Consider the following 25,673-nt stretch of genomic DNA (forward strand, 5'->3'; position numbering starts at 1 on the left):
TCAAGCTCCAAGGATACCCAGGTCGGACCCAGGAACGGGGCGCGACCCGTGCACGGCCCCGTCGGCCGTGTCGTGGCGAGGCGGGCGTCAGGCGACGGGCGTCAGGCGCGCCACGGCCTCCAGGTGGTGGGTGTGCGGGAAGAGGTCGAACGCGCGCAGTGCCTCCAGGCGGTACCCGAGGTCGGCGAACGTCGCCACGTCGCGTGCCAGGGCGACCGGATCGCACGCGACGTAGACGACCTGTGCGGGCTGCAGCGCGGCGATCTGGACGACCACCTCGCGTCCGGCGCCGGATCGGGGCGGGTCGAGCACGACGGTGCCGGCGCGGAGGCGTCCGCGTTCCTGCTGCGACACGCTGTCGACCGTGCGCTGCAGCCAGCGGTCGACGCGTCCGGTCTCGGCGCGGGCACCGATCCACTCGGCGAGGTTCTCCTGGGCGTGCTCGGTCGCCCGGGGCGCGCTCTCGACGCTCGTCAGCCGCGCCTTGGGTCCGACGAGGTCCCCCAGCGCCGCGGCGAGCAGCCCGACGCCGCCGTAGAGGTCCAGGTGCTGCCCCTCGGGGTCGAGCCGATCGCGGTCGACGAGGTCCTGCACGGCGGCGGTCAGCACGGCCGGAGCCGCCCGGTGCACCTGCCAGAAGCCGTTGTCGTCCACCGCGAAGGAGCGCTCGCCCACCGTCTCGGTGACGACCGTCGGTGACTGCGTGTCGATCACGAGCCGGGCACCCTCGGAGCCGGACGGTGCGAGGACGTCGATGACCGACGCGCCGGGCATCGAGCCGCGCCCGAGCGGGGCACTCTCCTGCACGACGGCGCTCGCGAGCGGCAGCGACGCGACCGGCACGACGGTGTGCGACCGCGCCGCGAACGGTCCGGGGGTGCCGTCCTCGTCGACGTGCAGTCGGACGCGCGTGCGCCAACCGAGCCCGTTCGCCTCGTCGTCACCGGGAGCGGCCTCGACGACGACGTCGTGGCCGAGGGTCTCGGCGAGGTCGGTGCGGGCGAACCGGGCGAACGCGTCGACGAGCACGTCGTGCTTCAGCGTGCGCTGGTGGGCGAGGGCGATGTGCCCGAACTCGGCGCCGCCGGCACGCACCCCGGGGTCGCGGTCGAGCGCCGCCTCCGGCCAGACGTGGTCCACCCGGTGCTCGCTCGGTTCGACCACCGACACCGTGTCGGCGCGCCAGAACGACTTCTTCCGGTCCTCCGTCACGCGTGCGACGACCCGCTCGCCGGGGACCGCGTCCGAGACGAACACCACGCGCCCCTCGTGCCGTGCCACCGAGATGCCGCCGTGGGCGATCCCGGTGACGTCGAGTTCGAGCAGCGTTCCGACGGATTCAGCCATGGTTCGATGTTCCCATGCGTCTGTACCTCGCGAGTACCTCCCCCGCCCGCCGCGCCCTCCTCGCCCAGACGGGGATCGAGCCGGTGCTCGTGGCACCCGGCGTCGACGAGGACCAGGCGGTCCGGGCGGCGTCGGACGCGCTCGGGCGGGACCTCACCGGTCCGGAGCTCGTCGCGATGCTCGCGGTCGAGAAGGCGACCGCGGTCGCCGACGGCCGGGTGGCCGGCTCCGCCGTCGACGGCTTCGTCTTCGGCGGCGACTCCGCGTTCGAGGTCGAGGGGGTGCTCTACGGCAAGCCCCACGAGCCCGAGGTCGCCCGGGAGCGTTGGCGCCAGATGCTCGCCGCCGGCGGCGGGACGCTGTGGAGCGGGCACTGTGTCATCGACCGGCGGCGCGACGGCGACACGACCCACGGGCCGGGAGGCGCGGGGCGGGCCGGTGACGCGCCTCCCGTCCGACGGGTGGACGCGTCGGACGGCGGACCGCTCGGCGTGGCCGGCCACCTCGGGTCCGTCGCGCCCGGCGGGTCGACGATGGTCACCGCCGGTGACCGGGTGGTCGCGGTCGACAGCGCGGTGCTCACCTTCGCCGACGACGTGTCCGCCGACGAGATCGACGCCTACGTCGCGACCGGCGAACCGCTCGAGGTCGCCGGAGCGTTCACGATCGACGGCCGTGCAGCCGCGTACATCACGCGGATCGACGGCGCACCCTCCGCCGTGGTCGGGCTGTCGCTGCCCGTGCTGCGGTCCATGCTCCTCCGCGGCTTCGGCACCGCCTGGCACGACCTCTGGGCACTGTAGACATCCACACTTCTTCGGCGATGTTCTTTGTTGGTGCCAGTCAATTCACCGCCCGCATGCACGAATACGCTGACTTACCATGCCCCGTATCAGCAAGGTCCTCATCGCGAACCGCGGCGAGATCGCCGTCCGCATCATCCGCGCGGCCCGCGACGCAGGCAAGGCATCGGTCGCGGTCTACGCCGACCAGGACCGTGACGCCCTCCACGCCCGCCTCGCCGACGAGGCCTACGCGCTGAACGGCACCACGAGCGCCGACACCTACCTCGCCATCGAGAAGATCATCTCCGTCGCCCGTCGCTCCGGCGCGGACGCCGTGCACCCCGGGTACGGGTTCCTCGCCGAGAACGGCGACTTCGCCCGTGCCGTCATCGATGCCGGCCTGACCTGGATCGGCCCATCCCCGGAGTCGATCGAGCAGCTCGGCGACAAGGTCTCCGCGCGCCACGTGGCCGAGAAGGTCGGCGCGCCGCTCGCGCCGGGCACCATCGAGCCCGTGCAGGACGTCTCCGAGGTCGTCGCGTTCGCCGACGAGGTGGGGCTCCCCGTCGCGATCAAGGCGGCGTTCGGTGGCGGCGGTCGCGGCCTCAAGGTCGTGCGGTCGCGCGACCAGATCGAGGAGCTCTTCGAGTCCGCCACGCGCGAGGCGATCGCGTCGTTCGGTCGGGGCGAGTGCTTCGTCGAGAAGTACCTCGACAAGCCGCGCCACGTCGAGACGCAGTGCCTCGCGGACGCGCACGGCAACGTCGTCGTGGTGTCCACCCGCGACTGCTCGCTGCAGCGTCGGCACCAGAAGCTCGTCGAGGAAGCGCCGGCCCCGTACCTGACCGAGTCGCAGAAGGAACGGCTGTACGAGTCGTCGAAGGCGATCCTGCGCGAGGTCGGCTACCTCGGCGCCGGCACCTGCGAGTTCCTCATCGGCTCCGACGGCACGGTGTCGTTCCTCGAGGTGAACACGCGCCTCCAGGTCGAGCACTGCGTCTCCGAGGAGGTCACCGGCATCGACCTCGTCCGCGAGCAGTTCCGGATCGCCGAGGGCGGAACGCTGGACTACCCGGACCCGGAACCGCGCGGGCACTCCTTCGAGTTCCGCATCAACGGCGAGGACCCGGGCCGCAACTTCTTCCCCGCGCCCGGCCCCGTGCACGAGTTCAAGGCACCGTCGGGCCCCGGCGTCCGCGTCGATTCGGGCGTCGTCTCCGGTGACGTCGTGTCCGGCTCGTTCGACTCGATGCTGGCGAAGCTCGTCGTCACCGGATCCTCGCGTGCTGAGGCGCTCGAGCGTTCCCGGCGCGCGCTCGCCGAGTTCGAGGTCACCGGCCTGCCGACCGTCCTGCCGTTCCACCGCGCGGTCGTCTCCGACCCGGCGTTCGCGACCGACGACGACACCCCGTTCTCCATCTACACGCAGTGGATCGAGACCGACTTCCAGAACGACATCCCCGCCTGGAGCGGCGCCACCGAGGAGCTGCCCGCCGCGCCCTCGCGCGAGACGGTCGTCGTCGAGGTGCAGGGCAAGCGCATCGAGGTCACCATGCCGTCGATCGTCGGCGGTGGCGCTGCCGCCGGGCGTCGTCCGGCCGGCCCGTCCGCTCCCCCGAAGCGCCGCTCGTCCGGCGTCAAGGGCGGGTTGGCGTCGTCCGGTTCGGTGACCTCCCCGATGCAGGCCACCGTGGTGAAGCTCGCGGTCGCCGAGGGTGACACCGTGGTCAAGGGCGACCTGCTCGTCGTGCTCGAGGCGATGAAGATGGAGCAGGCCGTCGCTGCCCCGCGCGACGGCGTCGTCACGGCGCTCAACGCCCCCGTCGGCCAGACGATCTCGTCCGGCCACGTGCTGCTCGAGCTCGCGTAGCGCGCGTCGCGAGCGGCGTCCGCGGCGGCGTCCGCGTCTCCGAACCACGCATCCGACATCGAACCAGCCGCTGCGCTCGGTTCGATGTCGGATGCGTGGTTCCCAGCTCGGCTGTTCACCACGACGGCGTCGTGCGGACGCCGCGACGAACGGGAAGCCCCGCATCGGCGAGCATGGCGGGGAGTCGGCCCCCGGGCACGATGTCACGCCAGACCGGCCGGACCACGCGGCGTACCTCGTGCAGCGCGCGGAGCCGGTCCTCCCGGATCTTCTCGTCGATGAGCACGTCCTCCGCTGACCTGCCGTTGCGGAGCCCGGGGTCGCGGTACTTCACGAGTCCGTCGAACTCCACGATCACACCGTGGTCCGGGAACCAGAAGTCGACCCGGCCGATCGCGCCCGATGCGTCGCGGAAGTCGTGCTGCTGAACCGGCGCCGGGCAGCCGACGTCGCGCATCACGAGGTGTGTCACGCTCTCCCCCGCGGATTCCGACGACGCTGAGGCGAGCTCGAGCACCTGCCGCGCCCGTCGAGCTGCACGCGCCGATGGCCGGGCGGCCAGCTCGTCGTGGATCAGGCCGGGCTCGACCCCACGACGCAGCACCGCGTCTGCCACCGAGAGCGCCCGCGCGCGGTCGTACCGGAGTGCGACGTCGACGACGGTGTCGACGAGGGTCGTGACGGGGATCCCGGCGACGAGCACGGACCGTTGAGGACGTCCGGCTCCTGCGGCCTTGTCGGCGAAGCGCGTCCGTTGCGACGTGCTCCGGAGGGGGTCGAGTACGGTGACGCGATCCGGTGCCGGCTGGATCCACGGGAGGCGGTGGATGATGCTGGCCGAGGCGTGCGACACCACCACGCGAGGTGCGACAGCGTGCACCGCGACCGCACGTGCGATGTGCTGCTCCCACGTGCTCGCGCGTTCCCAGTCCTCGCGGCGGACGAAGGAGCCGTGGCCGACGCGGATCAGCCGCCCGTCCCGGACGGCCCGCTGCTGCATGCGCGCCGCTGCCGGATCGGGGTGGACCGCGAGGACTTCGGGGACAGCCATGGCACGAGCGTGCTGCTGGACCGCGTCTGACTGGAGCCGTCGACCACATCTGTGGACAACCGACGCCGCTCACCGGCGCCGCGCGTCGGAGGTAGAACCACGAATCCGACGTCGAACAAGACCCGGGGGCTGGTTCGACGTCGGATTCGTGGTTCGACGGGGCGGGGGCGCCCGCTACGACACGAGGGGGCGCACCGCGTCCGCGAGGGTGTCGACGAGCGACTGCGCCTCGGCGGCGGTCGCGGCGACGGTGTCGATGTACACCTTCACCTTCGGCTCCGTGCCGCTCGGGCGGACGATCACCCGGGCGTCCCCGGCGAGGTCGTAGCGCAGGATGTCCGACGGCGGGAAGCCCGCGACGCCGTCGAGGTAGTCGGTGGTGGCGAGCACGTCGACACCTGCCAGCGAGGTCGGCGGGCTCGTGCGCAGCGCCGCCATGATCGTCCCGATGCGGGAGAGGTCGTCCACGCGGGTCGCCACCTGCCCCGAGGCGAACGCCCCGAACTCCGCCGCGAACGCGTCGAGCTGTCCGGCGATCGACGAGCCGGAGGCGGCGAGCTCGGTGGCCAGGTCGAGCAGCGAGAGTGCCGCCGAGATGCCGTCCTTGTCGCGGACGACCTCGGGGTCGACGAGGTAGCCCAGCGCCTCCTCGTAACCGAAGAGCAGACCCGGCACCCGCGAGACCCACTTGAAGCCGGTCAGGGTGTCGCGGTACTCCAGGCCGTGGCGCGCGGCGACGCGGGACAGTGCCGGCGACGAGACGATCGACGCCGCGAGGGTGCCGGTGCGGCCCGACGAGGACGCGCGTGTCGCGGCGCGCCAGCCGAGCAGCCAGCCGACCTCGTTGCCGGAGAGCCGACGGAACGATCCGGAACCGTCCGGGATCGCGAGTGCGAGCCGGTCCGCGTCGGGGTCGTTCGCGATGACGAGGTCCGCCCCGACCGACACGCCGCGGGCGATCGCCAGGTCCATCGCACCCGGTTCCTCGGGGTTCGGGAACGACACGGTCGGGAAGGCACCGTCGGGCTCGATCTGTTCGGGGACGGTCACCGGCTCGGCGTACCCGGCAGCGTGGAACACCGCCCGCGCCGTCTCCCACCCGACGCCGTGCATCGCCGTGTAGACGACCGTCGGCTGCGATGCGGGTTCGAGCGCCGGCGCCTCGACGGTCGCGGCCGTCGCGGCGACGTAGGCGTCCACCAGTCCGGACGGCGCGACCGTGTAGTCGGACGAGCGCGGCAGGTCGGTGATCGAGCCGGCGGCGACCGCGTGGATGGCGTCCGCGATCTCGCCGTCGACCGGCGGCACGATCTGGGACCCCTCGTCGTCCCCGCCGAGGTAGACCTTGTAGCCGTTGTCGCGGGGCGGGTTGTGGCTGGCGGTGACCATCACACCGGCGCCGACGCCGAGGTGCCGGACCGCGAAGGCGAGCACGGGCGTGGGGAGCGCCGACGGCAGCAGGGTGACCTGGAGACCGAGCCCACGCATCACCTCGGCGGAGTCCCGCGCGAACACGTCCGAGTTGACCCGGCCGTCGTAGCCGATGACCACGCTGCGCTGCCGACCGGTGTCGATGAGGAAGCGTGCGAGGCCGGCCGCCGCCTGCGTGACCACGACGCGGTTCATCCGGAGCGGCCCGTAGCCGAGCTCGGCACGGAGCCCGGCGGTACCGAACGCCAGCCGTCCGCCGAAGCGTGCTGCCAGCGCCTCGGCCTCGGCGCCCCGACCGTCGGCGGCAGCGGCGATCGCTGCCTCGAGCTCGCCGCGCGTCTCGTCGTCGGGGTCCTGGGCAGCCCAGGACCGGGCGGCGGCGAGCACGGCAGCCAGGTCGGTCGTCACAGCGCCGTCACCACCCGGGCGAGCAGGTCGGCGATGACCGGCTCCGCTTCCTTGCCGGCCTCGAGCACCTCGGCGTGCGACAGCGGCGTCTTCTGGATGCCGGCGGCGAGGTTGGTGATGAGCGAGAAGCCCAGGATCTCCATGCCCGCCTGACGCGCCGCGATGGCCTCGAGCGCGGTCGACATGCCGACGATGTGCCCGCCGATGGTCTTCGCCATCTGGACCTCGGCCGGAGTCTCGTAGTGCGGGCCCCGGAACTGCGTGTAGACGCCCTCGTCGAGGGTCGGGTCGATCGACTTCGCCACCTCGCGCAACCGCGCCGAGTACAGGTCGGTCAGGTCGACGAACGTCGCCCCCTCGAGCGGGCTGTCGGCGGTGAGGTTGATGTGGTCGCTGATGAGCACGGGGGTCCCCGGCTTCCAGTGCTCCTTGATGCCACCGGCACCGTTCGTCAGCACCATGATCGACGCACCGGTCGCCGCAGCGGTGCGGACGCTGTGCACGACGCGGCGGACGCCGTGTCCCTCGTAGTAGTGCGTCCGGGCACCGATGACGAGCGCGTGGCGACCGTCGGCGAGCCGGATGGATCGGACCGTGCCGGAGTGCCCGGGCACGGCGGAGGCGCTGAAACCGGGCACCTCGGACGCGGGGATCTCGGACACGGTCTCACCGATGAGGTCTGCGGCCTTGCCCCATCCGGAGCCGAGGGTCAGGGCGATGTCGTGTCGCTCGATCCCCGACTTCGAGGCGATGGCCTCGGCGGCGTCACGTGCGACCTCGAACGGGTCGGCGGTGGGGTCGTTCAGCGGGTTCTCCGTGCTCATGCCCCAATGCTAGAGGCAGGCGCGTCGCCGCTCAGTGCTCCCCGAGCGCCCGGTCGACCGCGGCCGTGATCTCGCCCTGGTCGAAGTGGTTCCGGATCACGATGACCTCCGCGTAGGTGTCGCCGATCGCGTCGACGAACTCCTGGCTGGTCAGGATGACGTTGGCGTCCTCCGCCGCGTGTCGCACGGACGCGATGTCCGCGGCGACCACGGAGGCCTGCAGCCCGAGGGCGTCGAGGGCCTTCTCGGCGTTCACCTTGAGGATGCCGCTCGACCCGATGCCGGCGCCGCAGATGGTGACGATCTTCATGCGGAGGCTCCCATGATCGCGCGGACCTCGTCCGCCGTGGTCGCCGCCGCGATCCGCCCGGTCACGGTGGCGTCGTTGAACAGGTTCGCGATCTCCCCGATGGACTCGAGGTGCGCTCCGACCCCCGCGACCGCCAGGCCGAGGACCACCCGGACCGGGTCGTTGTGCGGGTGGCCGAACGACACGGGCTCGTCGAGGGTCACCACGGAGAGTCCGTCGGCGAGCACCGCGGGCCCCGGACGGGCGTGCGCGAAGGCGAGCCCCGGCGAGATGACGATGTACGGCCCGTGCTCGTCGACGAGGGCGATCATGGCGTCGGTGTACGCATCGGTCGTGGCCCCCGACGACACGAGGGCACCGCCGGCGAGCCGGAGCGCCTCGCGCCACGAGGACGCGGTGGCCCCGAGCACGACGGCGGCGTCCGGCAGCGGCGGGAGTGGCATGCCCTACGCCTCCTGGTGGCCGGCCGTGATGGTGGCGATGATCTCTTCGCGGTCCTCGAGCGGCAGGAACGACCCGAGCGCCGCGTTGATCTGGAACGCCGCGAGGTCGTCGAGGTCGTAGCCGACGGTGCCGGCGAGCAGCGAGAGCTCTCGCGAGAGCGAGGTGCCGCTCATCAGGCGGTTGTCCGTGTTCACCGTGACGCGGAAGCCGAGCTGGTAGAGCACGTCGAACGGGTGGTCGGCGAGGTCGTCGCCCCACGCCGCGACCGCGCCGGTCTGCAGGTTGGAGGACGGCGACACCTCGAGCGGGATCTCACGGTCGCGCACCCACGAGGCCACCTCGCCGAGGGACGCGAGGGTGGAGCCGTCGCCCGCGTCGGAGAGGGTGATGTCCTCGAAGATCCGGACGCCGTGGCCGAGGCGCAGGGCGCGCCCGTCGACCAGCGCGGACCGGATCGACGCGAGGCCGTCCGCTTCACCCGCGTGCACGGTGACGGGGAACAGCTCGGACGCGAGGTAGTCGAACGCGGCACGGTGGTTCGACGCGGGGAACCCGGCTTCGGCCCCGGCGATGTCGAACCCGACGACGCCGCGGTCACGGTGCCGGACGGCGAGCTCGGCGATCTCGAGCGCACGGTCGGCGTGCCGCATCGCCGTGACGAGCTGGCCGACACGGATGCGACCACCAGCGGCGTCCACCGCTTCCTCGATGCCCGCCTGGACCGCCTCGACCGTCTGGTCGAGGGTCAGCCCGGCCTGGAGGTGCTGCTCCGGCGCCCAACGCACCTCGCCGTAGACGACGCCGTCGGCGACGAGGTCCTCGACGAACTCCTTCGCGACGCGGTGCAGGCCGGCCTCGGTCTGCATGACGGCGGTGGTGACGTCGAACGTCTTGAGGTACTCGACGAGCGACCCGGAGTTCGACTGGTCGGCGAACCACGTCCCCAGTGCGTCCGGTTCCGCCACGGGGAGCTCGACCCCGGCGTCGGCAGCCAGCTCGATGATGGTGGCCGGCCGGAGCCCGCCGTCGAGGTGGTCGTGCAGCGAGACCTTCGGCAGGTCGTTGATGACCGCTCCGGCGTCGGGCAGGCGGTAGGTCGGGGCGTCGGCGCTCATGCCCCCAGGCTATCGGTGGTCACCGTGCTCGCGCAGGGACCTGTGCACAACAGAGCACGAGCCGGGCTGGAGGCTCCCCACAGGGCCGTGGGGAGCCTCCCGTCCGCGCGCTGCGCGTTCAGCCCGCGATGCGCTCCCGGACGATCGGCCCGCGCTCCGGCGCGGTCGTCCCGATCGACCACGCACCCTCGAGCGACTCGAGCGCGCGCGGGATCCGAGCTCCGTCGTCGGTGTGCAGCGTCCACAGCGGCTGGCCCTCGACGACGGCGTCCCCGGGCTTCACGTGCAGTTCGATGCCGGCACCGGCCTGCACCGGGTCCTCCGCGCGGGCACGGCCGGCGCCGAGACGCCAGGCCGACACCCCGAACGGCAGGGCGTCCTGCTGGACGAGCACGCCGGACGCTGGGGCGGTGACGACGTGCTGTTCACGGGCGACCGGCAACGTGGCGGCCGGGTCGCCGCCCTGCGCCTCGATCATCCGCCGCCAGGTGTCCATGGCCCGGCCGTCGGCCAGCGCTGCGGCGGGGTCGGCGTCCGGCAGCCCGGCGAGCGTCAGCATCTCGGTCGCGAGCGCGACCGTCAGGTCCACCACGTCGGCCGGGCCGCCGCCGGCGAGCACCTCGACGGATTCGCGCACCTCCAGCGCGTTGCCGATCGTCCGGCCGAGCGGGACCTCCATGTCGGTCAGGAGCGCCGACGTCCGGACGCCGGCGTCGTTCCCGAGGTCGACCATCGTCTGCGCGAGCTCGCGCGACGCCTCGTAGGTCGGCATGAACGCTCCGGAGCCGAACTTCACGTCGAGCACGAGCGCCCCGGTTCCCTCGGCGATCTTCTTCGACATGATGCTCGACGCGATGAGCGGGATGCACTCGACCGTCCCGGTGATGTCCCGCAGGGCGTAGAGCTTCTTGTCGGCGGGGGCGAGTCCGGACCCCGCGGCGCAGATGACCGCCCCGACGTCGCGGAGCACCTCCATCATGCGGTCGTTCGAGACGGACGCCTGCCAGCCCGGGATCGACTCGAGCTTGTCCAGCGTCCCGCCGGTGTGCCCGAGCCCGCGGCCCGACAGCTGCGGCACGGCGACGCCGAACGACGCGACGAGCGGTGCGAGCGGCAGCGTGATCTTGTCACCGACGCCACCCGTCGAGTGCTTGTCGACGGTCGTCTTGCCGAGCGAGGAGAACGACATCCGCTCCCCCGACGCGATCATCGCGAGCGTGAGGTCCTTGATCTCGCGTCGCTCCATCCCGTTCAGGAAGATCGCCATCGCGAGCGCCGCCATCTGCGGGTCCTCGACGTAGCCGCGCGTGTACGCGTCGACGAGCCAGTCGATCTCGGCGGTGCCCAGCGCGCCGCCCGAACGCTTGGTGCGGATGAGGTCGACGGTGTCGAACGGCTCGACGGCCATGTCAGTGCTCCTGCTGGTAGGTGGCGAGGGTGCGCGGGCCGAAGGCGTCGGGCAGGACCTCGTCGATGGTGCGGATGCCGGAGACGGTCTCGAGGAGCATGCCCTCGGCCGAGTGCTCGAACAACAACTGGCGGCAGCGCCCGCACGGCATGAGCGTCGCCCCGTCGCCGTCGACGCACGCGAAGGCGACGAGCTTGCCGCCCCCGGTCATGTGCAGCTGGGACACGAGCGAGCACTCGGCGCAGAGCGTGACGCCGTACGACGCGTTCTCGACGTTGCAGCCGGAGACGATCCGGCCGTCGTCGGTGAGCGCTGCGGCGCCCACCGGGAACGACGAGTACGGCACGTAGGCGTGCCGCATCGCTGCGGTGGCTGCCTCGCGGAGCGCGTCCCAGTCGACGTCGTCGGACGGGAGGCGCGGGGCCGCGTCCGTCGTGTCGGCGGCCGCGCCGCCGCCGGTCGCGTCCAGGGCGGTGGCCGGGTCCGCCCAGCCGGGTGCGTCGGTCGGAGCCGGCCCGTCGGCGGGCGTGGGTGTCGTGTCGGTCATGTGTCGCGCCTCCAGGCCGTCAACTCTTGATGTACGGCTTGCCGGAGGCGGCGGGACCGCGCACCTGCCCGACCAGACCGGCCACCGCGAAGATCGTCACCACGTACGGCAGCATGAGCAGGAACTCGCTCGGGACGGGCGAGTTGATCGAGCCGAGCACGTTCTGCAGGTTCGACGCGAAGCCGAACAGCAGCGCCGCGAGCGTCGCGCGGATCGGGTCCCAGCGACCGAAGATGACGGCGGCCAGGGCGATGTAGCCCGCGCCGGCGGTCATGTCCTTCGCGAACGGGCCGACCGAGCCGAGGGTGAAGTACGCGCCACCGAGACCGGCGATCGCGCCGGCGAGCGACACGTTCCAGAACCGGGTGCGCGCCACGTTGATGCCGACCGTGTCCGCGGCCTGCGGGTGCTCGCCGACGGCGCGGAGGCGGAGGCCCCAGCGGGTCTTGAACAGCGCGAAGGTGACGACCGCGACGGCGATGTACGCCAGGTAGACGATGACGTTCTGCTCGAAGAAGACCGGACCGATCACGGGGATCTGGTGCAGCACCGGGATCGGCAGGGTCGGGAAGCGGATGCCGACGTTGAGGGTCTGCTCCGCGGGTGAGAGCACCTGCGAGTAGAGGAAGCCGGTCAGACCGGAGACGAACGCGTTGATGACGACGCCGACGATCACCTGGTCGACGAGGTACTTGATGCTGAACGCCGCGAGGACGAACGACACGAGCACGCCCGCGACGAGGGCACCGACGAGTCCGACCCACGCCGAGCCGGTCAGCGAGCCGATCATCGCCGAGGTGAACGCTCCGGCGAGGAACTGGCCCTCGATGGCGATGTTCACCACGCCGACCCGCTCGGAGATCACGCCGCCGAGCGCACCGAACACGAGCGGGACGCTCAGGCCGAGCGCGCCGACGAGGAGACCGGGCACCGGGATGGTGGCCCCGGCGGCCGCCCAGGCGAGGAACCCGATGACGAACAGCACCGCGAAGACCGCCGTCAGCCACAGCGGGACCGGGCGGTACCGCGACACCTGGACGGCGGCGAACACCGTGGCCAGGGCGAGCAGGACGATGACGACGATCCCGGTGCCGGTCGCGGGCAGCGGCACGTCGGGCAGCGCGATGAAGTCACCCGCGTTGGCGAGCCGGAAGGTGGCGTCGCCGCTGCGGTGCAGCAGGCCGAAGAACACGATCGCCAGCACCGTGAACACGGCGTACGCGATCGGAGCCTTCCAGCTCCTGGTGGTCTCGACGGCGCGGTCCGCGGCGGGGAGCGCGGGGACCGCGGTGGGGCTCATGGTGCTCACGCTGCGACCGCCTTCTTGGAGTTCTTGCCCGCGCGGCGACGCGCGCCGGGCTGCGGGATCCGGAAGATCGCGCGGACGAGCGGCGGGGCCGCGATGAACAGGACGATGAGGGCCTGGATGACCCCGACGATGTCGATCGGGATGCCGTTCGCGGCCTGCATGGCGTACCCGCCGTTCTTCAGGACGCCGAACAGGATCGCCGCCCAGAACACGCCCCACGGCTTCGAGCGGCCGAGCAGCGCCACGGTGATCGCGTCGAAGCCGATGCCGGCGTCGATGTTCGACGTGAAGCCACTCGTGACGGCGCCCTGCACCTGGTACGCACCGGCGATGCCGACGAGCGCACCCGAGATGAGCATGACCCAGATGGTGAGCGAGGGGACGCTCATGCCCGCGACGCGGGCCGCGCGGGGGTTCTCACCGATGGTGCGGAACCGGAACCCGAGCGACGACTTGTTGAGCAGCCACCACACCACGACCACCGCGATGATCGCCACGATGAAGCCGAGGTCGACGCCGTACCGCGGGCCGAACAGCGCCGGGAGCACCGCGCTGTCCTTCATGGCCGGCGAGATGGGGTTCGGGCTGCCCTTCGCCTGCAGCAGCCCCGGGGTGCGGAGCATGTAGCTGACGAGGTACAGCCCCACGTAGTTGAGCATGATCGTCAGGACGACCTCGTTCGCGCCCGTGCGGGCCTTGAGGAGTCCGACGATGCCGCCCCACACCGCACCGCCGACGATGCCGGCGATGATCGTCAGCGGGATGTGGATCGCTGCCGGCAGGTCGAACGAGAACCCGACCCACCCGGCCGCTGCGGCGCCCATGAGGATCTGGCCCTGACCGCCGATGTTGAACAGCCCCGCGCGGAACGACACCGCGATGCCGAGGCCCGCGGCGACGAGCGGCACGGCGTAGTCGACCGAACGGGTGATCGGGACGATGGCCTGCGCGAACGAGCTCGCGCCGAAGTTGATGACCGAGCCCTGGAACAGCGACGAGTACGCGCCGCCGACCGAGGTGCCGATCGCCTGGAAGGTGTCCGTCGGTCGAGCGAAGAAGTACGCGGACGCCGCGCGCACGTTCTCGTCGGTGACCGCGATGAGGATGCCGCACGCGACGAGTGCGAGCACCACCGCGAGGACGGTCACGAGGACCGAGCCGTTCACGATGCTCTGCAGTGCGGTGCTCCACCGGTCCCCTCCACCGGCGCGACGCTCGCTGTCGGTGGCGGAGTCGGTCATGAGGTGCGGGGTGGACGCCTCTTCCTGGAGGCGGTCGTCCGTCACCGGGGCCGTCGCGTCGAGCTGGGTGCTGCTGACGCCGTCGTCGGGCTGCGTGCTGCTGACGCTGTTGTCGGGTGGCGTGGTGCTCACGCTGCCAGCTCCGTTCCTTCGGGCAGTTCGCCCGCCATCATGAGGCCGAGGACGTCTCGGGGGGTGTCGGCGGGCACGATGCCGACGATCGCGCCGCGGTACATCACGGCGATCCGGTCGGCGAGGGCCACGACCTCGTCGAGCTCCGTGGAGACGACGATGACCGGGACGCCGGTGTCGCGCGTGGCGACGATCCGCTTGTGCACGAACTCGATCGAGCCGACGTCGATGCCGCGCGTGGGCTGCGCCGCGACGAACAGTCGGAGGTCGCGGCTCAGCTCGCGGGCGAGGACGATCTTCTGCTGGTTGCCGCCGGACAGGCGACCGGCCGCGGTGGTGCGGGACGGGGTCCGGATGTCGAACTCGGCGATCTTCTCGTCGGCGAACGCGTCGCGCTCGGCACTGCGGATCGTGCCCGCGCGGACGAACTCGGCGTGGTCGGCACGGTCGAGCATGAGGTTCTCGGCGATCGTGAACTCGCCGACGAGCCCGTCCTCCTTGCGGTCCTCGGGCACGAAGCCGACTCCCGCGTCGAGGATCTGCTTGACGCTCCGGCCCGTGACCTCGGCGCCGTCGAGCGTGATCCGCCCGGCGTGCACCGGCTCGAGGCCGAGGAGCGCCTCGGTGAGCTCGGTCTGCCCGTTGCCCTGCACGCCGGCGATGGCGAGGATCTCCCCGCGCCGGACCGTGAACGAGACGTCGTCGACGAGCACGACGCCGGACGGGTCGGTGACGGTGAGGTGGTCGACGACCAGGGCGTCGTCGCCGCCGGTCGCCGGGGTCTTGTCGACGACGAGGGAGACGGCACGGCCGACCATGAGCGCGGCCAGCTCGTTGTTCGTCGCGGTGGGCGATGCCTCGCCGACGACCTTGCCGAGCCGGATCACGGTGATGCGGTCGGCGACCTCGCGCACCTCGCGCAGCTTGTGGGTGATGAAGACGATCGCCGTGCCGGCCTCGCGCAGCTGGCGCATGATCGCCATGAGCTCGTCGGTCTCCTGCGGGGTGAGGACGGCGGTCGGCTCGTCGAACACGAGGACCTTGGCGTCCCGGGACAGCGCCTTGATGATCTCGACGCGCTGCTGCACGCCGACGGGGAGGTCCTCCACACGGGCGTCGGGGTCGACGTCGAACCCGAACCGGTCGGAGATCTCGCGGACCCGCTGGCGGGCGCCGGCGAGGTCGAGGCGACCGCCGAAGGAGGTCTGCTCCTGCCCGAGCATGACGTTCTCGGCCACCGTGAACACGGGCACGAGCATGAAGTGCTGGTGGACCATGCCGATCCCGGCGCGCATGGCGTCGCCCGGGCCGTCGAAGTCCTGGACGACGTCGTCCAGGAGGATCTCGCCCTCGTCGGCCTGGTACAGCCCGTAGAGGACGTTCATGAGGGTGGACTTGCCGGCACCGTTCTCACCGAGGAGGCAGTGGACCTCTCCCGGCTCGACGGTGAGCGAGATGTGGTCGTTGGCGACCAGCGATCCGAACCGCTTGGTGATGCCGCGGAGTTCGAGCTTCATGTGCTGCGATGTTCCTCGTGTCGGGGCACGGGAATGCGGGCGGAGGAGTGATCCCCCGCCCGCATCCGTGGTGTTACTTGACGGTCGCTTCGGTCTTGACCGTGATCGAGCCGTCGATGATGCCGGACTTGATCGTGTCGAGCTCGCTCTGCAGGCCCTTGTCGACCTTCGAGGAGTAGTCGTGGAACGGGGCGATGCCGACGCCGTCGTTCTTCAGCGTGCCGACGTAGGGCTCGTTCGAGTAGTCGCCCTTGGCGGCCTCCTCGACGACCTCCTTCGTCGCCGGACGCATGCCCTTCTCGACCGAGGTGAAGGCGATGTCCTTGTAGCGGGGGTCGGCCTCGTAGAGGTCGCTGTCCGCGCCGATCAGGACGGAACCGTTGTTCGCGTCCTTGATCGCCTCGGCGGCCGACTGGTAGATCGGGCCACCGACGGGCAGGATGACGTCGGCGTTCTGGTCGAGGAGCGTCTGCGCGACGGCCTTGGCCTGGGTGCCGGCCTCGAAGCCGCCGGTGAAGGAGCCCTTCTGGCTGTCGACGTCCCAGCCGACGACCTTGACGTCCTTCTTCTTCTTCTCGTTGTAGTACTTGACGCCGTCCGCGAAGCCGTCCATGAAGATGGTGACCGTCGGGATCTGCATGCCGCCGAAGGTGCCGACGACGCCGGTCTTCGAGTAGGACGCGGCCGCGTAGCCGGCGAGGAACGCCGCCTGCGACGTGTCGAAGGTGATCGGCTTGACGTTCTTGGCCTTGATCGAGTTGTCGTCGATGATGGCGAACTCGGTGTCGGGGTTCGCGGCGGCCTGCTTCTTGGTCGCGTCCGCGAGGTTGAAGCCGACGGTCACCACGAGCTTGCAGTTCTGGTTGATGAGCTGCTCGATGTTCGAGTCGTAGACCGTGGAGTCCTTCGACTCGGCCGACTTGTAGGTCGCGCCGAGTTCCTTGGCGGCGTCCTGCAGACCCTCGTAGCCGAGCTGGTTGAAGGACTTGTCGTCGAAGCCGCCGGAGTCCGAGACCATGCAGGGACGGAAGTCGGTCTTCTTGGCCGAGGCGTTGTCGGACGGGGCGGCGGAGCAGCCGGCGAGCACGGCAACGGTGCCGACGAGCGCGAGGCCACTGAGCGCGATCTTGCGGGTGCGGGATGACACTTGGGGGATTCCTCCGGGGGCGTAGGCCCGGAGCTGCGGTTCCGGGCGATCGTGGCGACAGTACACGACAGTCCGACCGGTACAGAACCCCATCCGAGCCCCCGCCGGATCGGTTACGGGATCGCGACCGCACCGTAACGCGCCCGTAACGGGACGTCCCGCTCGGACCCCCAGTTCGAGGGACGTCAAGCGCTTTTCGTGATGGAGCGCTACAGCACGTCCCCGCGACCGCTGATCTTCAGTGCGTCCACCACACCCTTGACCCGCTGGGCGTTCGCGCTCGTGGTGACGAGCAGGGCGTCCGGGGTGTCCACGACGACGATGTCCTCGACGCCGATGAGCGAGATGAGCCGCTGGCTGTGCGAGACGACGATGCCGCTCGCCGAGTCCGCGAGGATCCGGGCGCCGTCGCCGAGCACCGCGAGGTTGTTCGCGCGACCGCCGGACTGCAGCTTGGCCAGGGAGGCGAAATCGCCGACGTCATCCCAGTCGAAGTCGCCGGGCACGACCGCCATGCGCCCCGCGGCGGCGGCCGGCTCCGCGACGGTGTAGTCGATCGCGATCTTCTCGAGTCCGGGCCACACCGCGTCGACGACGGCGCCGCGCGCCGAGGTGTCCCAGGCGTCGGCGAGCTCCTCGAGCCCGGCGAGCAGCTCGGGCTTCGTCCGGCCGATCTCGGCGAGCAGGACGTCGGCGCGGGCGATGAACATGCCGGCGTTCCAGAGGTACGTGCCCTGCTCGACGTACGAGCGCGCCGTGTCGAGGTCGGGCTTCTCGACGAACGACCGGACGGCATGCGCGGTGGGTGCCCCGTCGATGCCGAGGGTGTCGCCGTGCGCGTGGATGTAGCCGAAGCCGATCGCGGGTTCGGTCGGCGTGATGCCGATCGTCGTGACGTACCCGGCCCGGGCGGCGGCGACCGCCTCGCGCACGGAGCGGCGGAAGCCCCGGGCGTCCCCGATGACGTGGTCGGCGGCGAACGACCCGATGACGACGTCCGGTTCGCGGCGTCGGAGGATGGCCGCCGCGAGGCCGATGGCGGCGGTGGAGTCCTTCGGCTCGCTCTCGAGCACGACGTTGTGGTCGGCGACGCCCGGCAGCTGCGCCTCGACGGCGGCCCGGTGGGCACGACCGGTGACGACCATGATCCGCTGGTCGCCGGCGAGCGGGGCGAGACGGTCCCACGTCTGCCGGAGCAGCGAGGTGCCGGAGCCGGTCAGGTCGTGCAGGAACTTCGGTGCGTCCGCGCGCGACAACGGCCACAAACGCGATCCGATGCCCCCGGCGGGGATGATCGCGTAGAAGTCCTCGAGTGCATCTGCCACCCGCTCACCGTACCGGTCCGCCCGCGGGGAGGCTGGACGTCCCCCGCACGGTTCCCGCACGCGGACCTCCGCACCGACCGGGCTCGCGTGTGCCCGGGAGCACGTCGTGTTCACCCCGTGCGCGCGCCCCGTTCACGTCGACGGCCCCGTCGGGTCACGCGGCGCGCGGAACATGGGCCTCGCCATGAACGCACGCAGCGTGGAGCGCGGCACGTCCCAACGGACCGTCGCCGTCGTGACCGAGAGCTTCCTGCCCACCCTCAACGGCGTGACCACCAGCGTCCTGGCGGTCCTCGACCACCTGGAGCGCCGCGGCCACCGCGCGGTCGTCATCGCACCCGACACACCCGGCATCGCGCAGTTCCGGTCCCGGACCGCCGTCGAGCGCTACCGCTCCTTCGACGTCCACCGCATCCCCGCGGTGGCGTACCGGCAGTTCCCGGTGGCACTCCCCCACCCGGTGCTCGACACGATCCTCGCCGCCTCCGGCGCCGACGTGCTGCACGCGGCCAGCCCGTTCCTGCTCGGCGGTCGCGCCATCACGGCGGCCGGGAGGCTCGGCATCCCCTCCGTCGCCGTCTTCCAGACCGACGTGGCCGGGTTCGCCCGCCGCAACGGCCTGACCGCGACCGTCCCGCTGGTGCGGAAGATCCTCGGGCGGATCCACGCCGGCGCGTCGCTGACGCTCGCCCCGTCCAGCGCGACCGCCGCGATGCTCGCCGAGGACGGCGTGCCCCGCGTCGCGCGCTGGGGACGGGGCGTCGACACCGAGCTGTTCCACCCGGCCCGCCGCACCTCCCCGCACGTCCGCGCGCTCCGGCGGCGACTCGCCCCGGGCGGCGAGACCATCGTGGGGTACGTGGGGCGGCTCGCACCGGAGAAGGAGGTCGAACGGCTCGCCGAACTCGGCGGCATCCCGGGCATCCGGATCGTGGTCGCGGGCGGGGGTCCCTCCCGAGCCGCGCTCGAGCGCCGACTCCGCCACCTGGACGTCACCTTCACCGGCCCGCTCCGCGGCGACGCGCTGGCCGACGCCTACGCGACCCTGGACGTGTTCGTGCACACGGGACCCGCCGAGACCTTCGGGCAGACCCTGCAGGAGGCGCACGCCAGCGGACTCCCCGTCATCGCGCCCGCCGCCGGCGGGCCGGTCGACCTCGTCGCGCCCGGTCTCGACGGTGAGCTGTACGACCCGGACGAACCGCAGGCCCTCCGGCGCGCCGTGCTGCGGCTCCACCAGGACCGGGCCCTCGCCGAGCGCATGGGGTCCGCCGGACGCCTGCGCGTCGAGGGCACCACGTGGGAGGCGATCGGCGACCAGCTGCTCGCACACCACGAGACCGCGCGCACGATCGGCGCGCCGCCCGCCACGACACGGGGTGCGCGGGTCGAGTGGAACGAGAAGGTCAGCGCGCGCGCATAGGATGGTCGTGTTCCGAACGAACACGAACGGCAAGGGCTCGCCGATCGGCGAGCCCGTCCTATGGGAGGGCGAGCTCATGGCCGAGCAGACCGCAGGGGGTACGGCGACCGCCGTGCCCGAGGTGACGATCGAGGCACCACGGGCCTCTCGGACACCGCAAGGGACGCTCTACCGCGGATCCACGGGCATGTGGTCCTGGGTGCTGCACCGGATCACCGGCGTCGCGATCTACTTCTTCCTGCTCGTGCACATCCTCGACACCGCCCTCGTGCGGCTCTCCCCCGAGGCGTACAACGCGGTCATCGGCACGTACAAGACCCCCATCATGAACCTCGGCGAGATCGCGCTCGTGATGGCGATCGTGTTCCACGCGTTCAACGGTCTCCGGATCATCCTCATCGACTTCTGGTCGAAGGGCCCGAAGTACCAGCGCGCCATGTTCTGGATCGTGATCGCCCTCTGGGTCATCGCCATCGCCGGCTTCCTGCCGCGCCAGCTCATGAACCTCGTCGCGGACTTCCACTAGGGGACAACGAAGATGACCACGCAGACCATCGAGCCCCCGCGCTCGGCAGCAGCAGCCCGCCGCACGACCAACTGGGAGAAGTGGGGCTGGATCTACATGCGCGGCTCGGGCGTCCTGCTCGTCGTGCTGATCTTCGGCCACCTCTTCGTCAACATGGTGGCGGGCGAGGGCGTCAAGCAGATCGACTTCGCGTTCGTCGCCGGCAAGTGGGCGTCGCCGTTCTGGCAGGTGTGGGACTCCCTCATGCTCGTCCTCGCGCTGATCCACGGCTCGAACGGCATGCGGACGATCGTCAACGACTACGTCTCGAAGCCGGGCATCCGGAAGACGCTCCTCGTCGCGATCCTCATCGCGTGCGTCGTGCTCGTCGTGCTCGGCCTGCTCGTGTGCTGGACCTTCGACCCGTGCCCCGCCGGCGCCGCCGCCGCGGACCTGCCGTCGTTCTGCCCGGCGCGGTAGTCGCCCGCAGCGTCGCAGCGACCTCCTCCCCGCCCGCCGTCCACACCCCTGCCGGCGCGGCCACCACTTCCTGAAAGGCCCCAGTGACCGAGACCACCGTTCACCACCACCAGTTCGACATCGTCATCATCGGCGCGGGCGGTGCCGGCATGCGCGCCGCCATCGAGGCCGGTCCGAAGGCGAAGACGGCCGTCATCTCGAAGCTGTACCCGACGCGCTCGCACACCGGTGCGGCCCAGGGCGGCATGGCGGCGGCGCTCGCGAACGTCGAGGAGGACTCGTGGGAGTGGCACACCTTCGACACGATCAAGGGCGGCGACTACCTCGTCGACCAGGACGCCGCCGAGATCCTCGCGAAGGAGGCCATCGACGCGGTCATCGACCTCGAGAACATGGGCCTGCCGTTCAACCGGACGCCCGAGGGGAAGATCGACCAGCGGCGGTTCGGCGGCCACACCCGGGACCACGGCAAGTCCCCCGTCCGCCGGGCCTGCTACGCCGCCGACCGCACCGGCCACATGATCCTGCAGACGCTGTTCCAGAACTGCGTCAAGCTCGGGGTGAACTTCTTCAACGAGTTCTACGCGCTCGACCTCATCATGGTGGACGTCACGGGCGACGACGACGTCACCCGGAAGCAGCCCGCCGGGGTCGTCGCGTACGAGCTCGCGACCGGTGACCTGCACGTCTTCCACGCCAAGGCGATGATCTTCGCGACCGGCGGCTTCGGGAAGATGTACAAGACCACCTCGAACGCGCACACCCTCACCGGTGACGGCGTCGGCATCGTGTGGCGGAAGGGCCTGCCGCTCGAGGACATGGAGTTCTTCCAGTTCCACCCGACCGGGCTCGCCGGGCTCGGCATCCTCCTCACGGAGGGCGCCCGCGGTGAGGGCGCGATCCTCCGCAACGCCTCGGGCGAGCGGTTCATGGAGCGGTACGCCCCGACCATCAAGGACCTCGCCCCGCGCGACATCGTCGCCCGGTGCATGGTGCAGGAGGTCGCAGAGGGCCGCGGTGCCGGACCGAACAAGGACTACGTCCTGCTCGACTGCACCCACCTCGGCGCCGAGGTGCTCGAGACGAAGCTGCCGGACATCACCGAGTTCGCCCGCACCTACCTCGGTGTCGACCCGGTCGTCGAGCCGGTCCCGGTGATGCCGACCGCGCACTACGCGATGGGCGGCATCCCCACGAACACCGATGCCGAGGTCCTGTACGACAACACCACCGTCGTCCCCGGCCTCTACGCCGCCGGCGAGTGCGCGTGCGTCTCCGTGCACGGATCGAACCGACTCGGCACGAACTCGCTCCTCGACATCAACGTGTTCGGCAAGCGCTCCGGCAACAACGCGGCCGAGTGGGTCAAGACCGCCGAGTTCCTCCCGCTCCCCGAGCACCCCGAGCAGGGCGTGCGCGACATGCTCGACCAGCTCCGCGCCTCCACCGGTACCGAGCGCATCGCGGTGCTGCGCAAGGAGCTCCAGGACGAGATGGACAAGAACGCGCAGGTGTTCCGCACCGACGAGTCCCTCGGCAAGATGACCGAGACCATCCACGAGCTCCGCGAGCGGTTCCTGCAGGTGTCCGTGCAGGACAAGGGCAAGCGGTTCAACACCGACCTGCTCGAGGCCGTCGAACTCGGGTTCCTGCTCGACCTCGCCGAGGTGGTCGTCTTCTCCGCCCGGAACCGCAAGGAGTCCCGCGGGGGGCACATGCGCGACGACTACCCGAAGCGCGACGACGAGAACTACATGCAGCACACCATGGCGTACCTGACGGGCGACCCGCACTCGTCACTCGCCGACGACCACATCACCCTCGACTGGAAACCAGTCGTCGTGACGCGGTACCAGCCGATGGAGAGGAAGTATTGAGATGACCGACACCCTGGTCTCCGACGCGCCGCGCACCACCACCGTGCAGGACGCACCTCCCGGATCGTTCCCCGTCACGGTGATCATCCGGCGCTTCGACCCGGACGTGGACGACGAGCCGCGCTGGCAGGACTTCGACGTCATGATGCTCCCGACGGACCGCATCCTCGACGCGCTGCACAAGATCAAGTGGGAGCAGGACGGTTCGCTGACGTTCCGTCGCTCCTGCGCCCACGGCGTCTGCGGGTCCGACGCGATGCGCATCAACGGCCGCAACCGGCTCGCGTGCAAGACCCTCATCAAGGACCTCGACGTGTCGAAGCCGATCTACGTCGAGGCGATCAAGGGCCTGCCGCTCGAGAAGGACCTCGTCGTCGACATGGAGCCGTTCTTCAAGTCCTACCGCGAGGTCCAGCCCTTCCTGCAGGCGAACTCCGCTCCGGAGAAGGGCAAGGAGCGCGTCCAGTCGGTCGCCGACCGCGCCCGCTTCGACGACACCACGAAGTGCATCCTCTGCGCCGCGTGCACCTCGTCGTGCCCGGTGTTCTGGACGGACGGGCAGTACTTCGGCCCCGCCGCCATCGTCAACGCGCACCGCTTCATCTTCGACTCGCGCGACGACGCGGCGAACGTGCGCCTCGACATCCTCAACGACAAGGAGGGCGTGTGGCGCTGCCGCACGACCTTCAACTGCACCGACGCCTGCCCGCGTGGCATCCAGGTCACGAAGGCGATCGCGGAGGTCAAGCAGGCCGTCATGCGGGGCCGGGCCTGACGCTCGGCATCGTCCAAGACTCACCAGAGACACCACCGATAGGCTCCGCTCCATGACGTTCGCGGACACCCGCCCCATCCTCGACCAGCTCGGCTACACGATCCGCTACGTGCAGCTCCCCGGGGAGACCCTGCACGAGCCTCCCGTCGAGGGCGCCCTGCGCGTCGTCCCGACCGAGCACGCGGGAGACTTCGCGCTCGAGGTCGTCGACTACGGGACCGCACGGCGGCTCGCGACCGCTCGCGGGGAAGAGGACGCGGTGGAGATGCTCCGTCGTTTCCTCAACCGGCCGTTCCCCGCGCCGCGCGACATCCCGCGGTACGAGCTCGACGGGCTCCGGGACCGCGCGGCGTCGACCTACCCGCAGCTCGCGCAGCAGGTGGCGCAGGCCGGGGAGCAGGGACTCACCATCCAGATCCCCGCGGGGGTCCCGGTGGACCGGGTGGGCGGTCCGGACGGGTACCTGCTGCACCCGCTCGACACGCCGCTGCCGCAGCGGTCGCTCCCCCCGCACGTCGTGTCCGCACCGGAGACGCACCGCTACCTCGTCGAGCGCCCGTTCCTCGTGACGGTCCGGTTCGTGCAGCCCTGGTTCGAGCAGCCGGGAGGCGCGCTCCGCTTCCAGACGGCGGACCCGTCCGTCACGGTGCGCGACCTCGTCGTGGACGGCTCGCTCTCGCGCCTGCGGGTGGTCTGACCCCGGCGGTCCCACCGACGAACGAAGCAGCTCGCGCCACGGGATCCGTGGCGCGAGCTGCTTCCGTTCGTGGGCTGGTCAGCCGCGCTGCGGCTGGTCGAAGCGTGCACCCTCCGGCTTCGACGGCAGCAGGTAGAAGACGAGCAGGATGATGCCGCCGACGATGGGGATGAGGCCGAGGAAGATGAACGGCCCCGCGAAGTTCGCGTCGTGCAGGCGTCGCCATGCGATCGCGAGGGACGGGATCAGGATCGCCAGACCCCAGATGCCGATGAGGATGCTCCCGATGATGTACAGCGCTGACGGCGAGGTCATCACCGCCGTCGTGGAGTACCCGATGGACTCGGTGCGGTACTCGGAGGTGGCGGCGCCGATGCCGTAGATCGCGTACAGCACCGCGAAGACGATGACGTTCGCGAGGTACCACCACCAGAACTCGCTCCGGCTCGCGCGGCCGTCGAAGCGCACGTACTTCTTGAAGAACCGCTTGATCGCAGCGCCGAAGGAGATGCCGTACCAGGGCGCCCACAGCGGCGGCTCACCCCCGGGGCCGGTCGGCGCGGGCTGCTGGCCGTACGGGTTCTGGCCGTACGGCTGCTGGCCGTACGGGTTCTGCGGCGGGTACTGGTCGCTCATGGTCTCCCCCTCGGGTGTTGGCTGAAGTACGAACCAGAGTCAACCAGAACCGCGGCCCGCCGTCACACGATGAGCGCGAGCTTCCCGCCCGGGTGCTGCGATTCCAGCAGCTCCGCGGCCGCCTTCGCCTCGGCGAGCGGGAACGTCCGGGCGACCGGCACCTCGAGTCGGCCGGCCGCAGCGAGGTCGATGAGCCGCTGGCGGACGGAGTCCCGGAAGGCCTTGCTCTCCGGTTGGGCGCCGCCGATGGCCCGGATGCCGTCCGCCTGGGCACGACCGAAGGCCGCGATGGTGACGATGCGGCTCCGGTCGGCGACCAGCGCGAGTGACACGTCGACGGCCTCGTCGGTGCCCACGCAGTCCAGCGCCACGTCGACGCCGGACGGTGCGAGGTCCCGCACCCGCGCCTCCAGGCCGTCGCCGTACGCGACCCACTCGCCGCCGTACCGCCGGACCGTGTCGGCGTTGCGCTCGGACGCGGTGCCGATGACGTGTGCGCCGAGCAGTCGCAGTTGTTGGAGCAGGCTGACCCCGACCGCACCGGCGGCGCCGTGCACGAGGACCGTGTCGCGACCCTCCGCCCGGGTGACCCGCAGCATGTCGGCGGCGGTGGTCCCCGCCAGGAGGAGGTTGGCCGCCTCGGGGAACCCGAGCGATCCGGGCTTGGCGAAGACGTCACGTGCGGGGACGGTGAGCTGCTCGGTCCAGCCGCCCTCGACGCGGAAGGCGAGGACCTCGTCGCCGACCGCTCCCCCGCCGGAAGCGATCTCGGTGTCGGGACCGACGGCGCTGATGACGCCGGCGACCTCGTAGCCGATCGCGATCGGGAGGTCGGACGGGTCCCCCTGCCGGGTGTGCTTCGTGTCCGCGGGGTTCATGCCGGCGGCGCGGACCGCGATCGTCACCTCGCCGGGTCCGGGCGCGGGAACTTCCGCATCGACGTACTCGAGGACTTCGCTGCCGCCGAACCGCGGGGCCACCCAGTGCTTCGTCATGGTGCCGACGCTACGCGCGCGACCCGGACGCGGACCGACGCTGCCGCGCGCGACCCCGGAACGGACTGGAGGCG

General features: G+C 71.1%; 24 protein-coding genes. 8 read left to right on the plus strand and 16 right to left on the minus strand.

Annotated features, from left to right (window positions below):
* Positions 1-87: 87 nt before the first annotated feature.
* Positions 88-1,347 (minus strand): class I SAM-dependent RNA methyltransferase, encoded by a 1,260-nt coding sequence (locus ACTJKO_RS08925; protein WP_440687815.1) that lies wholly within the window; start codon positions 1,345-1,347, stop codon positions 88-90.
* 14 nt (positions 1,348-1,361) lie between these two features.
* On the opposite strand from ACTJKO_RS08925, the gene ACTJKO_RS08930 reads away from it, so the two are divergent.
* Together ACTJKO_RS08930 and ACTJKO_RS08935 are read left to right on the plus strand one after the other, a co-directional pair.
* Positions 1,362-2,150: a Maf family protein gene (locus ACTJKO_RS08930; RefSeq protein WP_440687817.1), complete on the plus strand. Its 789-nt coding sequence runs from the start codon at positions 1,362-1,364 to the stop codon at positions 2,148-2,150.
* A gap of 79 nt (positions 2,151-2,229) precedes the next feature.
* On the plus strand, positions 2,230-4,002 hold the full coding sequence (locus tag ACTJKO_RS08935; protein WP_440687819.1) for an acetyl/propionyl/methylcrotonyl-CoA carboxylase subunit alpha: 1,773 nt from the start codon (positions 2,230-2,232) through the stop codon (positions 4,000-4,002).
* A 115-nt stretch (positions 4,003-4,117) separates the two neighbouring features.
* Here the strand turns inward: ACTJKO_RS08935 and ACTJKO_RS08940 are convergent, their stop codons facing one another.
* The 13 genes from ACTJKO_RS08940 to ACTJKO_RS09000 form a co-directional block, all read right to left on the minus strand.
* On the minus strand, positions 4,118-5,053 hold the full coding sequence (locus tag ACTJKO_RS08940) for a hypothetical protein (protein WP_440687821.1): 936 nt from the start codon (positions 5,051-5,053) through the stop codon (positions 4,118-4,120).
* Between the two features lie 174 nt (positions 5,054-5,227).
* The gene (locus tag ACTJKO_RS08945; RefSeq protein WP_440687823.1) at positions 5,228-6,892 is read right to left on the minus strand and encodes a phospho-sugar mutase; all 1,665 of its coding nucleotides are present in this window, start codon (positions 6,890-6,892) and stop codon (positions 5,228-5,230) included.
* The gene (locus tag ACTJKO_RS08950) at positions 6,889-7,716 is read right to left on the minus strand and encodes a purine-nucleoside phosphorylase (RefSeq protein ID WP_440687825.1); all 828 of its coding nucleotides are present in this window, start codon (positions 7,714-7,716) and stop codon (positions 6,889-6,891) included. The genes ACTJKO_RS08945 and ACTJKO_RS08950 overlap by 4 nt, the downstream gene beginning before the upstream one ends.
* 31 nt (positions 7,717-7,747) lie before the next feature.
* Positions 7,748-8,026 (minus strand): PTS sugar transporter subunit IIB, encoded by a 279-nt coding sequence (locus tag ACTJKO_RS08955; protein WP_440687827.1) that lies wholly within the window; start codon positions 8,024-8,026, stop codon positions 7,748-7,750.
* A complete protein-coding gene (locus ACTJKO_RS08960) occupies positions 8,023-8,469 on the minus strand; it encodes a PTS sugar transporter subunit IIA (RefSeq protein WP_440687829.1) in 447 nt (148 codons plus the stop codon). The genes ACTJKO_RS08955 and ACTJKO_RS08960 overlap by 4 nt, the downstream gene beginning before the upstream one ends.
* A 3-nt stretch (positions 8,470-8,472) precedes the next feature.
* Entirely contained in the window at positions 8,473-9,585 is a 1,113-nt protein-coding gene (locus ACTJKO_RS08965; RefSeq protein WP_440687831.1) for an adenosine deaminase, read from the minus strand.
* 118 nt (positions 9,586-9,703) lie between these two features.
* On the minus strand, positions 9,704-10,993 hold the full coding sequence (locus tag ACTJKO_RS08970; protein ID WP_440687833.1) for a thymidine phosphorylase: 1,290 nt from the start codon (positions 10,991-10,993) through the stop codon (positions 9,704-9,706).
* Between the two features lies 1 nt (position 10,994).
* Positions 10,995-11,462, minus strand: coding sequence for a cytidine deaminase (locus ACTJKO_RS08975; RefSeq protein ID WP_440688010.1), 468 nt, complete (start codon positions 11,460-11,462; stop codon positions 10,995-10,997).
* 97 nt (positions 11,463-11,559) lie between these two features.
* Positions 11,560-12,840: an ABC transporter permease gene (locus ACTJKO_RS08980; RefSeq protein WP_440687835.1), complete on the minus strand. Its 1,281-nt coding sequence runs from the start codon at positions 12,838-12,840 to the stop codon at positions 11,560-11,562.
* A gap of 5 nt (positions 12,841-12,845) precedes the next feature.
* Positions 12,846-14,222: an ABC transporter permease gene (locus tag ACTJKO_RS08985; RefSeq protein WP_440687837.1), complete on the minus strand. Its 1,377-nt coding sequence runs from the start codon at positions 14,220-14,222 to the stop codon at positions 12,846-12,848.
* The gene (locus tag ACTJKO_RS08990) at positions 14,219-15,739 is read right to left on the minus strand and encodes an ABC transporter ATP-binding protein (RefSeq protein WP_440687839.1); all 1,521 of its coding nucleotides are present in this window, start codon (positions 15,737-15,739) and stop codon (positions 14,219-14,221) included. The genes ACTJKO_RS08985 and ACTJKO_RS08990 overlap by 4 nt, the downstream gene beginning before the upstream one ends.
* A 73-nt stretch (positions 15,740-15,812) precedes the next feature.
* Complete coding sequence (locus tag ACTJKO_RS08995; RefSeq protein WP_440687841.1) at positions 15,813-16,886, minus strand: BMP family lipoprotein; 1,074 nt, start codon at positions 16,884-16,886, stop codon at positions 15,813-15,815.
* Between the two features lie 209 nt (positions 16,887-17,095).
* Complete coding sequence (locus ACTJKO_RS09000; RefSeq protein WP_440687843.1) at positions 17,096-18,211, minus strand: mannose-1-phosphate guanylyltransferase; 1,116 nt, start codon at positions 18,209-18,211, stop codon at positions 17,096-17,098.
* A 184-nt stretch (positions 18,212-18,395) separates the two neighbouring features.
* Here ACTJKO_RS09000 and ACTJKO_RS09005 point away from each other — a divergent pair, with 184 nt between their 5' ends.
* From ACTJKO_RS09005 to ACTJKO_RS09030, 6 genes are all read left to right on the plus strand, one after another.
* The gene (locus ACTJKO_RS09005; protein WP_440687845.1) at positions 18,396-19,634 is read left to right on the plus strand and encodes a glycosyltransferase family 4 protein; all 1,239 of its coding nucleotides are present in this window, start codon (positions 18,396-18,398) and stop codon (positions 19,632-19,634) included.
* A 76-nt stretch (positions 19,635-19,710) separates the two neighbouring features.
* Positions 19,711-20,160, plus strand: coding sequence for a succinate dehydrogenase, cytochrome b556 subunit (gene sdhC, locus ACTJKO_RS09010; RefSeq protein ID WP_440688012.1), 450 nt, complete (start codon positions 19,711-19,713; stop codon positions 20,158-20,160).
* Positions 20,161-20,172: 12 nt separating this feature from the next.
* Positions 20,173-20,619 carry a succinate dehydrogenase, hydrophobic membrane anchor protein gene (gene sdhD / locus ACTJKO_RS09015; RefSeq protein WP_440687847.1) on the plus strand — a complete coding sequence of 149 codons (447 nt, stop codon included), beginning with the start codon at positions 20,173-20,175 and terminating at the stop codon, positions 20,617-20,619.
* Positions 20,620-20,702: 83 nt separating this feature from the next.
* Positions 20,703-22,496 (plus strand): succinate dehydrogenase flavoprotein subunit, encoded by a 1,794-nt coding sequence (sdhA, locus tag ACTJKO_RS09020; protein WP_440687849.1) that lies wholly within the window; start codon positions 20,703-20,705, stop codon positions 22,494-22,496.
* 1 nt (position 22,497) lies between these two features.
* Entirely contained in the window at positions 22,498-23,271 is a 774-nt protein-coding gene (locus tag ACTJKO_RS09025; RefSeq protein WP_440687851.1) for a succinate dehydrogenase iron-sulfur subunit, read from the plus strand.
* A gap of 52 nt (positions 23,272-23,323) precedes the next feature.
* Positions 23,324-23,968: a TNT domain-containing protein gene (locus ACTJKO_RS09030; protein ID WP_440687853.1), complete on the plus strand. Its 645-nt coding sequence runs from the start codon at positions 23,324-23,326 to the stop codon at positions 23,966-23,968.
* 78 nt (positions 23,969-24,046) lie between these two features.
* Here the strand turns inward: ACTJKO_RS09030 and ACTJKO_RS09035 are convergent, their stop codons facing one another.
* Together ACTJKO_RS09035 and ACTJKO_RS09040 are read right to left on the minus strand one after the other, a co-directional pair.
* Positions 24,047-24,604 (minus strand): DUF805 domain-containing protein, encoded by a 558-nt coding sequence (locus ACTJKO_RS09035; RefSeq protein WP_440687855.1) that lies wholly within the window; start codon positions 24,602-24,604, stop codon positions 24,047-24,049.
* A gap of 62 nt (positions 24,605-24,666) precedes the next feature.
* Positions 24,667-25,599: an NADP-dependent oxidoreductase gene (locus ACTJKO_RS09040; protein WP_440687857.1), complete on the minus strand. Its 933-nt coding sequence runs from the start codon at positions 25,597-25,599 to the stop codon at positions 24,667-24,669.
* Between the last annotated feature and the right edge of the window lie 74 nt (positions 25,600-25,673).

Source organism: Curtobacterium sp. 22159 (assembly GCF_052045775.1).
Lineage (GTDB): Bacteria > Actinomycetota > Actinomycetes > Actinomycetales > Microbacteriaceae > Curtobacterium.